The organism is Pseudomonas sp. FW305-96 (assembly GCF_058783825.1).
Window position 1 is genome coordinate 19158 of record NZ_JBYSYW010000010.1, and the last position, 14666, is coordinate 33823.

6 protein-coding genes are annotated in these 14666 nt (G+C 64.5%); 4 read left to right on the forward strand and 2 right to left on the reverse strand.

The window, feature by feature from the left end; genetic code table 11:
* Positions 1-67: 67 nt before the first annotated feature.
* A complete protein-coding gene (gene recQ, locus AC3WL2_RS10005) occupies positions 68-2215 on the reverse strand; it encodes a DNA helicase RecQ (RefSeq protein ID WP_102684305.1) in 2148 nt (715 codons plus the stop codon).
* A gap of 244 nt (positions 2216-2459) precedes the next feature.
* Between recQ and AC3WL2_RS10010 the strand changes: the two genes are divergently transcribed.
* Complete coding sequence (locus AC3WL2_RS10010) at positions 2460-3047, forward strand: YecA/YgfB family protein (protein WP_102684304.1); 588 nt, start codon at positions 2460-2462, stop codon at positions 3045-3047.
* An 8-nt stretch (positions 3048-3055) separates the two neighbouring features.
* The gene (locus tag AC3WL2_RS10015) at positions 3056-3421 is read left to right on the forward strand and encodes a YbaN family protein (protein WP_102684303.1); all 366 of its coding nucleotides are present in this window, start codon (positions 3056-3058) and stop codon (positions 3419-3421) included.
* Between the two features lie 41 nt (positions 3422-3462).
* On the opposite strand, the gene AC3WL2_RS10020 is transcribed toward AC3WL2_RS10015, so the two are convergent.
* Positions 3463-10566, reverse strand: coding sequence for a retention module-containing protein (locus AC3WL2_RS10020; RefSeq protein ID WP_102684302.1), 7104 nt, complete (start codon positions 10564-10566; stop codon positions 3463-3465).
* Positions 10567-11055: 489 nt separating this feature from the next.
* Here AC3WL2_RS10020 and AC3WL2_RS10025 point away from each other — a divergent pair, with 489 nt between their 5' ends.
* Positions 11056-12429, forward strand: coding sequence for a TolC family outer membrane protein (locus tag AC3WL2_RS10025; RefSeq protein ID WP_102684321.1), 1374 nt, complete (start codon positions 11056-11058; stop codon positions 12427-12429).
* Between the two features lie 77 nt (positions 12430-12506).
* Positions 12507-14642, forward strand: coding sequence for a type I secretion system permease/ATPase (locus AC3WL2_RS10030; RefSeq protein WP_102684301.1), 2136 nt, complete (start codon positions 12507-12509; stop codon positions 14640-14642).
* Positions 14643-14666: the final 24 nt, after the last annotated feature.

The window sequence follows — 14666 nt, forward strand, 5'->3', positions numbered from 1 at the left end:
CCACGGAAATGACTGATAATCATGTAAGGGTATGACAAAGGTCAGCAAATGGCACAAATGCCGGCAATCACACACCGAACTCCACGGCAAGCGCCGCCCGCACGCAGTGCAGCACACCTTCCGGCACCCGCTGGCCGAACAGCGGTGCCACAGCGGACACCGCGGGCAGCTCGCCCTCGCCGTCGAGGAAGGCGTCCTGCACTTCCATCATCAGCTCTTCGGGCAGGTCCAGTGCCTGCTCCAGGCTCAGCTCCTGGCGGCCGATGGCCTCGGCCAGCAAGCTGTAGACGTTCTTCTCGGTGCAGTTGAGTTGCCCGGCGATCTGTGCCGGTGTCATGCCGGCGCGGGCCAGGCTGACCAGTTCGTGGCGTAGGTCGAGCACCACCTTCGGCGCTTCATCGGTGCCACCGGCGCCATTGAGCACCTCAAGGAAGGCCTGGCCGTAGCGCTCCAGCTTGCGCGCACCGACACCACTGACCTGGGCCATGTCGCCGAGGCTGGTAGGCATGCTGCGCAGCATCTCCAGCAAGGTGGAGTCGGGGAAGATGACATAAGGCGGCACGCTGTGCTCTTCGGCCAGCTTGCGCCGCAAGGTGCGCAACGCCTCCCACAATTCGCGTTCCTCGGCGCGCACCAGCTGGCTGGCCGGGCTGCCGCCACTGCCGCCGGACGCCTTGGCCGCGGTCTGCGGCTTGAGGTCGCGGCGCAGTTGCAGGTTCACCTCACCGCGCAACAGCGGTCGGCAGCTGTCGGACAGGCGCAGGCCGCCGTAGCCTTCCAGGTCGATGTCCACCAGGCCACGCGCCACCAACTGGCGGAACAGCGAGCGCCATTCGGCCTCGGCCAGCGTCTTGCCGACGCCGAACACCGACAGTTTCTCGTGGCCGAAATTGCGCACCTTCTCGGTGTCCTTGCCCAACAGCACATCGACCAGATGGCCGACACCATAGCGCTGGCCGGTGCGGAACACTGCCGACAAGGCCTGGCGCGCGGGCTCGGTGGCGTCCCAGGTCTGCACATTGTCGACGCAGTTGTCGCAGTGCCCGCAGGGCTGCTCCAGCACCTCGTCGAAATAGGCCAGCAATGACTGGCGACGGCAACGGGTTTCCTCACACAGGGCCAGCATGGCGTCGAGCTTGTGCTGTTCGATGCGTTTATGCCGCTCGTCGCCCTCGGAGTTCTGCAGCATCTGCTTGAGCATCACCATGTCCTGCAGGCCGTAGGCCATCCAGGCGTCCGACGGCAGGCCGTCACGGCCGGCACGGCCGGTCTCCTGGTAATAGGCCTCGAGCGACTTGGGCAGGTCGAGGTGAGCGACGAAACGCACGTTGGGCTTGTCGATACCCATGCCGAAGGCGATGGTCGCGACCATGATCAGCCCTTCCTCGTTGAGAAAGCGATGCTGGTTGGCGGCGCGGGTCTCCGCAGCCAGGCCGGCGTGGTACGGCAACGCCGGGAAGCCCTGCTCGCAGAGGAAGGCCGCGGTCTCGTCGACTTTCTTGCGCGACAGGCAATAGACGATGCCGGCGTTGCCGCGCCGCTCGCCGAGGAACGCCATCAACTGCTTGCGCGGCGCCTCCTTGGGCACGATGCGGTAGAAAATGTTCGGTCGGTCGAAACTCGACAGGAAACGCTCGGCGCCCTGCAGGTGCAGGCGCTGGACGATCTCCTCGCGGGTACGCATGTCGGCGGTGGCGGTCAGGGCGATGCGCGGCACATGGGGGAACAGCTCGGCAAGCTGACCCAGTTGCAGGTATTCCGGACGGAAGTCGTGGCCCCATTGCGAGACGCAGTGGGCCTCGTCGATGGCGAACAGGGAAATGTCCAGGCCACGCAGGAAGTCCAGCATGCGCGGCTGCACCAGGCGCTCGGGGGCCAGGTACAGCATTTTCACCTCACCGCGGCGCAGGCGCCCGGCCAGGTCGCGCTGCTGCTCGGCGCTGAGCGTGGAGTTCAGCGCCGCGGCGGCCACGCCCAGCTCGTCGAGGGTGGCGACCTGGTCGTCCATCAGCGCGATCAGCGGCGACACCACCACCGTCAAGCCGGGGCGCAGCAAGCCGGGCACCTGGAAACACAGGGACTTGCCGCCACCGGTGGGCATCAGTACCAGTGCGTCGCCGCCGCCCGCCACACATTCGATGATCGCTGCCTGGCGCCCGCGGAAACTGTCGTAACCGAAGACATCCTTGAGGACGCGCTGAGCCTGTTCGAGCATTTGCCACTCCAAAATCGCCGTACCATCCTGGACTCAGGCTGGACGATAAATCCGCCGCGCACACACCGAATGCGTAAGCGGTTTTTGCCGGATGGCCGCAAAACGCCACCTGGCACGAAAAACCGCGGAGTATACCCGACTGCCGCGCCCCCCGGCATGCCCCGGTGACGGACGTTCCCTTTGCCCCGCGAGCGCCGCAAGGTGCTAGAATTCAGCATCGTTTATTCCCCAAGGTAGCCCTGTAATGTCCTTCGCCGAGCAACTGACCCGCCTGCAAGCCTTCCTCGACGCCGATGAGCTGCACGAAGAAGCGCTGGACTACGTCGCCGCCCACGGCTACCTGACCGCGCTGTCGATCTGCTCTGAAGAAGTTCCAGAACGCGAATGGATCGATGCGCTGTTCGCCGAAGAACCCCATTACGCCAGCGATGCCCAACGCACCGAGATCGAAGCCACACTGGTCGCCCTCAAAGCCCATATCGCCCGTCAGTTGGCCAGCGAGGAGGAATTCGACCTGCCGTGCGACCTCGACCTCACTGACGAGCCGGACGACTCCGACCTGCGCGGCTGGTGCATCGGTTTCATGGAGGGCGTGTTCCTGCGTGAAGAGGCCTGGTTCGACAGCTCCGAGGATGAAGTCAGCGAAATGCTCCTGCCGATCATGGTCGGCTCGGGCCTGTTCGACGAGCAGCCGGAGTTCGCCGACATTGCCAGCGATGCCAACCTGCAGGACGACATGATCGTGCAGATCCCCGAAGCGCTGAGCGCACTCTTCCTTCTGCAGCACGCACCGGACGAAAAACCTGCCGTGCTCAAACCACGCCGCCACTGATCGAGGTGGTGCGCTACCTGCTGCTGGCCGCCGGCTGGCTCAGCGTCGCGCTGGGGGTAGCGGGGATTTTCCTGCCGGTATTGCCCACCACCCCGTTCCTGCTGCTGGCGGCGGCCTGCTTCGCCCGCAGCTCGCCACGTTTTCACCACTGGTTGGTGAACCACCCGAAACTCGGGCCTTGGATCCGCGACTACCTCAGTGGTGAGGGGATCCCGCTCAAGGGCAAGGTCTATGCGATCGGGTTGATGTGGGCCAGCATCGGGCTGTCCTGCTACCTGGTGCCATTGTTCTGGGCACGGGCGTTCATGCTGACCAGCGCGGTGCTGGTCAGCGCCTGGATCCTCAAGCAGAGGACCTTGCACCGGCCACAGTGACGCCATCGCGGGGCGGACTTGCCCCGCGATGCGCTGCTGGCTTACACCGTATCCACCTTCAACGAGTGGTCATTGAGCATGCCGTTGATGATGGTCGCGGTGTCATGCCCGGCCGCGATCAGCCCCCCTGCCCCGGCCGAAACGCCATAATGCTGCGCCAGGTCCACCCCAGCCAGGTCGATGGTCTGGGTCGGCGCCGCGCCAGCGACGCTGCTGACCTCGATGGTCGACACCACATTGACGCCGCTGCCGCTGACCTTGAAGTGCAGGTAGTCGTCCAGCGAGGCGCTGGTGGCGTTCTCACCCTGTAGCAGTTGCGACAGATCCAGGCGATCGCTGCCGGGGGTGAAGTCGGTCACGGTGTCATGCCCGGTATCGCCCTTCTGCCAGACAAAGCTGTCATTGCCACTGCCACCGGTCAGGGTGTCGTTGCCCGGCCCGCCAATCAGGATGTCGTTGCCGGCACCGCCCTTGAGCACATCGTTGCCCGCGCCGCCGTTGAGCAGGTTGTCACCGTCATTGCCGGTCAAGGTGTCGTTGTAGTCCGAGCCGATCAGATTCTCGATACCGCTGAGGGTGTCCAGCCCGGCGCCGACGGTGTTCTGCTGCCCGACATGGCCAAGGTCCACGATCACGCCGGCGGTGGCCTTGGCATAGCTGGCAGTGTCATTGCCGGCTCCGCCGTCGAGCAGGTCGTTGCCAGGACCACCGATCAGCAGGTCGTCGCCATCACCACCGTACAGGCTGTTGTTGCCCGCCCCCGCCACCAGCACATCATTGCCGGCGCCACCGTTGAGGGTGGTATCGCCGGCCCCAGCCAGCAGTACATCGTCACCGCCGGTGCCGGTAAGGGTGTTGCCGGCCTGGTAAGTGATATCCACCGCTCCGCTGCCGTAGCCGCCATGGTTGTCGCTGACGGTGTAGCTGCCGTGATAGTCCTCGTTGCTGGCATTGCTGTAGTCCACCACCAGGCTCAGCTTGTAGTTCTCGGCAGCCTTGCTGTTGCCAGCGGCGTTCTCGGTATTGATCACATGGATGCTGTACACCCCGTCATGGGTGGCCGTGAAGCTGCCGCCGTCGACGATGGACTGGTAGCTGCCGCCGGCATCCTTCCACTCCATCAGCAGGTTGCCCGCGGGCCGGTCATGGTCGAGAGTGAGGGTTTCGCCCTTGCGCAGGGTCACCGTCAGGGTGTCCTCGTCGTTGGCATTGGCGGTGCTGATCGAGCCCAGGTAACCAGCCACCACCAGGGCAGCGGTCATGCTGCCGTTGAGGCTGGTGAACTCGCTGCGGGCCAGATCGCGCAGCTGGTTCTCGGCCTTGTTGGCGGTGGCATCGAACTTGATGGTCTGTGCCTGGGTGCCCGCCGTGAAGCCCGCGCCCTTGTCGGCGAAGTTGGTATTGAAGGTGGTCGGCGCGGCACTCAGGGTGTCGTGGTCCGGGTCGCGGTCATTGGCCAGCAGCGCCTCTGCCGGCACCATCAGGGTGGCGCCCTTGATATTGGTGATGATGTGGTCGGCACCAGCGACCGGCGCGCCATTGCTGTTGATGTTGACCGTCAGGCTGGCACTGCGGATATCGCCGTCGTTGTCGCTGGCAGTGAAGCCGAACTTCTCCACATGGCCGCTACCGTTGTCCTTCGCTGGCGTGTAGGTGAACTCGCCGCTGTCCATGTTCACCACCAGGGTGCCGCCCAGGCCGGTCTTGATGTTCAGGCTGTTGCTCACGGTGTCGAAGGTGGCTTTGTCCACGCCGCCGCTGGCCGCGTAACCGCCCTGCCCAGCATTGGCCTTCGGATCGTAGGTGTAGGTGGTGCCATCGACCAGCAGCGCCTTGATGAAGCCGCCATCAGCCCCGAAATCACCGCCACTCATGAGGCTGCCGGTAATCGGTGCGCCCTGCACCGTGCCGGAGAGCACCGCGCCTAGCTGGCTGAGGTCGGTGACCACCACCGAGTTGGTGTCGGTATGGCTGCTGCCGTCGTAGGCCAGTGGGTCGAGGTTGCTCTCGTTGACGCCGCTGCCCATGCCGATGGCGTAGGACTTGATGCCGTTGCTGTCGAGGAAGGATTCCCAGGCGGCTTCCCGTGGCGCGGTCATGGCATGACCATTGGTGGGCTCACCGTCGGAGAAGAAGTAGCTGATGTTCTGCGCGCCCACCAGCTTGCCCGTTGTGGCGAAGGCTTCCTGGGCCTTGGTCGCTGCCGAATCGTAGTAGGTCGAGCCGCCTGGGCTGAGCCCGGCGATCAGGTTCTTGGCCTCGCCGATCGTGACCCACACCGGGGTCTGCACCTGCGCACCGGTGCCGAAGGTGACGATCTGCACCTTGATGTCGCCCATCTCGTCGTACTTGTCGAGCAAGGCATTGATCGCCTGCTTGGCCAGTTCCAGGCGGGTCAGCCCCGGCACGCCGGAGCTTGCCGCCATGCTGCTGGACACATCCACCACCAGCAGGATGTTGGAGTCCACCTGGCCGGGCGTGATGCTGCGTACCGCGCACTGCACCGTCGGCATATCGTCGACGATGTTGATGGCAATGGTGCTGGTGACGCTATTGCCCAAGGCGTCGGTAGCCTTGTAGGTGAAGTACTCGTTGACGGTGTTGGCGCCGTCGTTGGCACCACCCGGGGTCTTCGGCGCCGAGGTCAGGGTGTAGGTGTAGGAACCGTCGGCATTGAGCTGGATCTGCCCGTACTGGCCCACGGCATTGCCGACCAGGCTGTAGGTCAGGGCGCCGACGCCGCCCTGGACCGAACCGACCAGGCTGCCGGAGGCCGTCTCGCCAGTGGAGCCCGGATCGCTGCCGGTGACGGTGCCGGCGGCCAGGTCATTGCCGTCCTTGTGCAGGTCCAGGGCTTTTTCATACACCGTGACGTCGTTGTCCTCGCACGCCACCAGCTTGCTGTCCTGCACATTGATGCGAATGGTCGTGGTGCTCTCGTCGCCGTCGGCGTCACGGATGGTGTAGACGAAGCTGTCGGTCGCGCCGGAGGCCGGCACGCTGTCGGGGTTGGCGTGGTAGGTGGCGTTGCCCTGGCTGTCCAGGGTCAGGTAGCCGTACTGGCCGACGATGGTGTCGCCGACATGGCCGATGGCCGAGGTAGAGGTGTCGGAGCCGGCGCGCACACCGACCACGTACTGCCCGTCGGCACGCACATCGGCGCCGACCACGTCGTTGTCCAGCACATTGCCGCTGACACTGGCCCCCTCCTTGACCGAAGCCACGTCGCAATGGGCCTTGGGCACGTCGTCGACGATGCTGACCACGATGGTGCTGGTGGTGGTGTTGCCGAGCGAATCCTTGACCTGGTAGGTGAAGCTCTCGGTGACCAGGTTCGGGCCATCGTTGACGTGGTTGGGCGAGTTCGGCGCCGAGGTCAGGGTGTAGGTATAGCTGCCATCGCTGTTCAACTGGATCTGGCCATACTGGCCGGTGGCATTGCCGACCAGGGTGAAGGTCAAGGCACCGATACCGCCACTGACCGAGCCTGCCAGCGAACCGCTGGTGGTTTCCGTGGTGGCGTGCGGGTCGCTGCCGGTGACATTGCCCGCAGCCAGGTCGTTGCCGTCCTTGGTCAGGTCCAGGGCTTTCTCATAGACCTTGGCCGTCTCGTCCGGGCAGGCCACCAGCGAAATGTCGTGCACATCGATGGTGAGGGTGGTGGTGCTTTCATCGCCATCGGCGTCGCGGATGGTGTAGACGAACACGTCCGTGGCACCGGCTGGCGCCACCGCATTGGGGTTGGCGTGGTAGGTGGCATTGCCCTGGGCGTCGAGCGTCAGGTAGCCATATTGCCCCGCCACGTTGCTGCCCAGCTGACCAATGGCCGAGGTCGAGGTGTCGCTGCCGGCACGCACGCCGACCACATACTGCCCATCGACACGCACATCGGCACCAACCACGTCGTTGACCAGCACATTGCCGCTGACCGTGCCGCCTTCGTAGACATTGACGAAATCGCTATGGGCCTTGGGCACGTCGTCGACGATGCTGACCACAATGGTGCTGGTGGTGGTGTTGCCGAGCGAATCCTTGACCTGGTAGGTGAAGCTCTCGGTGACCACGTTCGGGCCATCGTTGACGTGATTGGGCGAGTTCGCCGCCGAGGTCAGGGTGTAGGTGTAGCTGCCATCACTGTTCAACTGGATCTGGCCATACTGGCCGGTGGCATTGCCGACCAGGGTGAAGGTCAACCCACCGATACCGCCGCTGACCGAGCCTGCCAGCGAACCACTGGTGGTTTCCGCACTGGACTGCGGATCGCTGCCGGTGACATTGCCCGCTGCCAGGTCGTTGCCGTCCTTGGCCAGGTCCAGGGCTTTCTCGTAGACCTTGGCCGTGTCATCCGGGCAGGCGACCAGGGAGTTGTCGTGCACGTTGATGGTGATCGTGGTGGTGCTTTCGTCGCCATCGGCATCGCGGATGGTGTAGACGAACACGTCCGTGGCACCGGCCGGCGCCACCGAATTGGGATTGGCGTGATAGGTGGCATTGCCCTGGGCGTCGAGCGTCAGGTAGCCATATTGCCCCGCCACGTTGCTGCCCAGCTGGCCGGTGGCCGAGGTCGAGGTGTCGCTGCCTGCACGCACGCCGACCACATACTGCCCATCGGCCCGCACATCGGCGCCGGTCACATCGTTGACCAGCACATTGCCGCTGACAGTGCCGCCTTCGTAAACATTGGCAAAGTCGCTGTGAGCCTTGGGCACGTCGTCGACGATGTTGATCACGATGGTGCTGGTGGTGGTGTTGCCGAGCGAATCCTTGACCTGGTAGGTGAAGGATTCCGTCAACACATTCGGGCCGTCGTTGACGTGATTCGGCGAGTTCGGCGCGGAGGTCAAGGTGTAGGTGTAGGTGCCGTCCGAATTCAGTTGGATCTGGCCATACTGGCCGGCGGCGTTGCCGACCAGGGTGAAGGTCAGCCCGCCCACGCCACCGCTGACGGAACTGGCCAACGAACCGCTGGCCGTCTCGCCGGTGGAGCCCGGTTCACTGCCGGTAACATTGCCACCGGCCAGGTCGTTGCCATCCTTGTTCAGGTCAAGTGCTTTCTCGTAGACCGTGACCTCGCTGTCAGGCCCGGCGATCAGCGAGCAATCGCGCACGTCGATGGTAAGGGTGGTGGTGCTTTCGTCGCCGTCACTGTCACGCACGGTATAGACGAAGACATCCGTGGCGCCCGCCGGAGCGACGGCGTTGGGGTTGGCGTGATAGGTGGCGTTGCCTTGGGCATCGAGGGTCAGGTAACCGTACTGGCCCTGGACCGGATCGCCCAATTGGCCACTGGCCGATGTCGAGGTATCGGAGCCGGCTCGCACACCCACCACGTAACGACCATCGGCCCGCACGTCCGCGCCGGACGTATCGTTGTCGAGCACATTGCCGCTGACCGTGCCGCCTTCGACGACACTGGCCGCATCGGGATTGGCCTTGGGCAGGTCGTCGATGATGTTCACGTCCAGCGAGCCAGTGGCCGTGCTGCCATCGGTGTCCGTGGCGGTGACGGTGAAGTGCTCGGACAGGCTGTTGGCGCCGTCGCCGCTGGCGTGGTTCTCGTTGTCCAGCAAGGTGTAGCTGTAGCTGATCACACCCGTGGCCGGGTTGAAACCGGTGATGGTCAGGGTGTTGCCCAGCGCAGTGGTGATCGACTGCGGGAAACTTGCCGCCACGCCGCCACTGACCACGGTGATGCCGCCGACGCTCAAGGTCTGCAGGCCATCGGGCGCCGCCACCGTGAAGGTGCCGCTCTGCGTCAGCGCACCGGGATTGGGCGCACTGCCGTCGGCCAGGTTCTTCTCGTAGACGGTCAGCTCGCCGCCATTGACGTCCAGCCCGCCGAGGGTCACCGGGTCATTGAGGTTGCTGACGTTGAGGGTCAGGGTCGCGGTGCTGGTGTCGCCGTCGGCGTCTTTCAGGGTGTAGGTAAAGTTCTCCACCCCACTGCCGCCACCGTGCAGGTTCTTGAAATCCGGATCGTTGGTATTGAGGGTGTAGGTGTAGGAACCATTCGCTGCCAGCACCAAGGTGCCGTAGGTTCCGACGAAGGTACCGGCCACCACCGGGCCGCTGGGAATGCGGTCCGCGCCCTGGATATCGTTGGTCAGCACATTGCCGCTGAGTTCCAGATGCTGCTCGGTAGCGGTGCTGGCATTGCTGTCGTTCACGGCGCGTGGCACATCGTCACGAACGATAACGTCCAGCGTGCCGCTGGCCACATCGCCATCGGTGTCGCTGACCAGCACCGGGAACTGCTCGCCCAGCGTATTGGTCCCGGCACCGTCCGGATGATGTTCCGCGCCGGTCAGGGTGTAGCTGTAGCTCACCACGCCCGTGGCCGGGTTGTAGCCCGTGATGGTCAGCACATTGCCGAGCCCGGTGACGATGGACTGGCCGACGCCGGTCACCACGCCCGCGGTGACCACATTGATGCCTCCGACACTGAGGTTGAACACGCCATCGGCGGCAACCACCGTGAAGCTTCCCGACTGGGTCAAGGCCGCAGGGTTGCTGGCCGAGCCCTGGGGCAGGTTCGCCTCGTCCAGGATCAACTCGGCAGGGCTGACATCCAGGCCGGTGAGGCTGACCGGATTGTCTGCGGCTGGCGTGGTGGCCGGCAGGGGTGCGTCGTCATTGCCATCGAGGCCACCGAGTTCGAGATTGGCCAGCAAAGGGAAGCCGTTGAAGCCCGCCGTAGGGAAACCGATGGTGGGATCCACCCGACCGGCCACCTCGGTCAGTATCACGAAACTGTGGCCGCCACCGAGCGCACCCGACACGCCGCCAGGGTTGCCGCCCGCCGCGGTCGCTTCAGCTTCCTGCGTGGGGTCAGCGCCTGCGGCAATGGCTTTTTGCAGTTGCTCGACGTCACTGAGTTGGGCGTTGCTGGGCTGCGGGTCCGGCGTTTGTACATGAGGGGCGCGATTGGCCAGCAGGTCGGGGGTCATTTCCAGGCTGCTGCCACGGCCCAAGGTCAGCTCGGCACCGTTTTGCAAGCGCACCGCCACCGCGCCCTCGCTCCCGGTCTCCAGTTGCTCGCCGGCGAACAGGCGATCCCCTTCCACCAAAAGACGGCGATGACCGTCATCGCCCACCGCGAATACCTGGCCGACTACCTTGCCGACCACACCGACTAATTTAGCCATGAGCGTACGCCTCCCCTGCCGATGGGCTTTTCGCAGATCAAGGCGTGCCGGGTAATGTGCGCAACGGTCCAAGTGCCATGGTTGTTGGAACCACTGCTGTCACGTTCGTGAGAAACCACGCTCCCTGTGACGACTGCCGCGATAGTGAACAGGGCGAATGGCCATTATTCAGTGCCATTTTTTTGTCGCCAAATTCCGCTTTCGCCTTCCTCCCCTGTCTCCTTAGCTGCAAAAAATCTGGAACTTTCACCAAGGCCCGAAAATCGCCTGTCCCAGCCAATTCCCGTAACCACCTGAATGAAACAATGTCCCGGATTCCTTAGACCGCATAAGTTTTTTTTCGCATATATCTTATGAAAAAATCTTCTTAGCTCGCCCGACAAATGTTCTTAGCTCTGTTGTTACAAACCTGAAACGGTTTGATTCTAATTTTTCGTCATTTTTTTGGCGAATAGCAGGACATTATTCAAGACCAGGGAGATGTACCCCATGCGCGCTTTAACCCCCATCACCAGTGCGATTTTGTTGGCCATGGCGTGTGCCAACAGTCAGGCGATGTCGATTACCGAGGCTGTCCAGAACGCCGTGGACCAGCATCCCGAGATCAGCGCCAGCCGCAACAGCAGGCTGTCGGCCGACGAGGATGTGAAGTTCGCCCGCGGGGGGTACTACCCAACCGTCGATCTGGTCGCAGGCTACGGCCGGCAACGTTCGGACAACACCAACACCCGCGGCTTCAACCCGGACGGCACGCGTAACCACAACAAGGAAACGCTCAACTACACCCAATCCGAGCTGCGTCTGCGGCAGATGCTGTTCGACGGCTTCAATACCTCCAACGAGGTCGCCCGCACCGAAGCGGTGGCCACCTCGCGTGCCTACTACACCCAGGCCACCGCCGAGAGCATCGCCCTGCGTGCCATCGAGGTCTACCTCGAGGTACTCAAGCGCCGTGAACTGGTAACCCTGGCCAAGAACAACCTGCAGGCCCACCTGCGGGTCAACGACCAGATCGGCCTGCGCAGCGAACGCGGCGTGGGCAGCACCGCCGACCTCGACCAGTCCCGCGCCCGTCGCGCCCTGGCCGAAAACAACCTGGACACCGCCGAGGTCGACCTGGCCGACGCCGAGGCCAACTTCTACAGCGTAGTCGGGCGCCTGCCCGATGAACTGGAAACACCCGTCACGATCAAGGGCGAAGTGCCGGGCGACCTGCTCAATGCCCGCCAGGGCATGCTGGAGAACAACCCCTACCTCAAGTCGGCGCAGGCTGACGTGCGCTCCGCCGAGCAGCAGTACGAAGTGGCCAAGTCGCCCTTCTACCCACGCCTGGACGCGGTGCTGGCCACCGGTGCCAACAACAACCTTGGCGGCCAGAAAGGGCATGACAACAATGACTGGCAGGCCGGCGTCGAGCTCAGCTACAACCTGTTCCGCGGTGGCAGCGACAAGGCCCGCCTGCAGTCGGACGCGCACAAGATCAACCAGGCGATGGACATCCGCAACAATGCCCTGCGCGAGCTGAACGAAAACCTCAGCCTGGCCTGGAACGCGATGAACAATGCCCGCAAGCAGACCCCGAGCGCCCGCGAGTACGCCGAGACCACCCAGCGCGTGCGCGCCGCCTACCAGGACCAGTTCGGCCTGGGCCAGCGCACCCTGCTCGACGTGCTCGACAGCGAGAACGAGCTGTACAACGCCAACCGTCGCTATACCGAGGTGCGCTATACCGAAGAGTTCTCCATGTACCGGGTGCTGGCGACCATGGGCGAGCTGCTGAGCAAGCAGCGTATCTCGCTACCGCCGGAAGCCATCGCCAAGACCGAAGTGCGCAACGAGGCGAAATTGCCTGACATGCGTTAGGTTCTGACGAGACAAGGGATTTTTCGCCAGCGCCCATTTCCCGTCCACCGCGGCAGGAGTAGGCCATCGTGACCAGTATGCAAAGCGCGCAACCGCGCCTGGATGTTGATGATCCGTTGCTCGATGGCCTGCTGATCCTGTGCAAGCTGCATGGCTGCATGGCCAGCCGTGCCAGCCTGTGCAGCGGCCTGCCACTGGCAGAGCAGCGCCTGGGGCTGGGCCTGCTGCCACGCGCCGCCGCGCGCGCCGGGCTTCAGGCTCGTATACTGCAGCGTGCCCTGAACGCCATCTCCCCGCTCAACCTGCCGGTGCTGCTGATCCTCAATGACGGCCGCAGCGCCGTGCTGCAACGGTGGGGTGAAAACGGCCGGGCATTGCTGCTGCCATGCGAGGCCGAAGGCGGTGAGCAGTGGGTCGAGCGCGAAGCCCTGGCCGAGGCCTACAGCGGCCAGGCCCTGTTCGCCCGCCCACGGCATACCCTGGAGGACGTGCGCGCGCCGCTGATCCCGCGGGTCAACGCCTGGTTCCGCGACACCCTGCGCCACTCCCGCTGGCTGTACAGTGATGCCCTGCTGGCCAGCCTGCTGATCAACCTGCTGGGCCTGATGGTGCCGCTGTTCGTCATGCAGACCTACGACCGCGTGGTCCCCAACCAGGCGCTGTCCACCCTTTGGGTGCTGGTCGCCGGCCTGTTCATCGGTACCGCCTTCGAACTGGTGCTGCGCATGGTCCGTGCCCACCTGCTGGACCAGGCCGGCAAGAAGACCGACCTGATTCTCTCCGCCACCTTGTTTGAACGCATCACCGGCATGAGCATGAAGGCGCGCCCGGCCACCATCGGTGGCTTCGCCCAGAGCATCCATGACTTCCAGGGGCTACGCGAATTCCTCACCGCAGTGACCCTGACCAGCATCATCGACCTGCCGTTCGTGGCCCTGATGCTGCTGGTGATCGGCCTGCTCGGGGGCTGGCTGGTGGTGATCCCGCTGATCGCCTTCCCGCTGGCGGTAGGCCTGGCGCTGTTCATCCAGGTGCGCCTGCGCGACACCGTGCAAAAAAGCCTGAGCCTCGGCGCAGTGCGCCAGGCGCTGCTGATCGAGACCCTCGGCGGCCTGGAAACCCTCAAGGCCTGCGGCGCTGAAAGCGAACGCCAGTACCAGTGGGAACACACCAACGGCGCCATCGCCCGCCTCGACGCCCATGCCCGCAACCTCTCGTCGCTGGCCAGCAACGGCACCCTGTTCATCCAGCAGTTCTGCGGCATGGCGACGATCGTCGCCGGGGTGTACAGCATCATCGCCGGCAACCTCAGTGTCGGCGCGCTGGTGGCCAGCTACATGCTCGGCAGCCGGGTGCTCGCCCCGCTCGGCCAGATCGCCGGGCTGATCACCCGCTACCAGCAGGCCCAGCTGACCATGCGCAGCACCGATGCCCTGATGAGCCTGCCCCAGGAGCGCGAGGCCGAGCACCAGGCGCTGGAACACACCGCGCTGCAAGGTGGCATCACCATCAACCACGCCACCTTCCGCTATGCCGGGCAAACGGCGCCAGCCCTCAACGACGTGAGCGCCACCCTCAAGCCGGGCGAACGCATCGGTATCATCGGCCGCAGCGGCTCGGGCAAGAGCACCCTCGCCCGGCTGTTGATGGGCTTCCATCACCCCGACGAAGGCCAGGTGCTGCTGGACAACCTCGACCTGCGCCAACTGGATATCAGCGACCTGCGCAGCCAGCTCGGCTACGTGGCACACGACCTGCCGCTGCTGGCCGGCAGCCTGCGCGACAACCTCACCCTCGGCGCACGGCACGTCAGCGACGCGCGCATGCTGGAAGTCGCCGAACTGACCGGCGTCAGCGAGCTGGCCCGCCAGCATCCGCAAGGCTTCGACCGCCCGGTGGGCGAGCGCGGCCAACTGCTCTCCGGCGGCCAGCGCCAGGCCGTGCTGCTGGCCCGGGCCCTGCTGCTGGAGCCGCCGATCCTGATACTCGACGAGCCCACCAGCCACATGGACAACAGCAGCGAGGAACAGCTGCGCCAGCGCCTGCTGAACTGGGTGCCCGGCAAGACCCTGCTGCTGGTCACCCACCGCACCTCGATGCTCAGCCTGGTGGACCGGCTGCTGGTGCTGGACAACGGCAAGATCGTTGCCGACGGGCCGAAGGATGCGGTCATCGACGCGCTACGCAAGGGCCGTATCGGCGCGGCGCTGTGAACCAACACTCTTGAATCCCTGTGG

What these genes read in the sequence shown, in the direction of transcription:
- recQ (WP_102684305.1), bottom strand. Translation starts at nt 2,215, where the DNA reads ATGCTCGAACAGGCTCAGCGCGTCCTCAAGGATGTCTTCGGTTACGAC.
- AC3WL2_RS10010 (WP_102684304.1), top strand. Translation starts at nt 2,460, where the DNA reads ATGTCCTTCGCCGAGCAACTGACCCGCCTGCAAGCCTTCCTCGACGCC.
- AC3WL2_RS10020 (WP_102684302.1), bottom strand. Translation starts at nt 10,566, where the DNA reads ATGGCTAAATTAGTCGGTGTGGTCGGCAAGGTAGTCGGCCAGGTATTC.
- AC3WL2_RS10025 (WP_102684321.1), top strand. Translation starts at nt 11,056, where the DNA reads ATGCGCGCTTTAACCCCCATCACCAGTGCGATTTTGTTGGCCATGGCG.
- AC3WL2_RS10030 (WP_102684301.1), top strand. Translation starts at nt 12,507, where the DNA reads ATGCAAAGCGCGCAACCGCGCCTGGATGTTGATGATCCGTTGCTCGAT.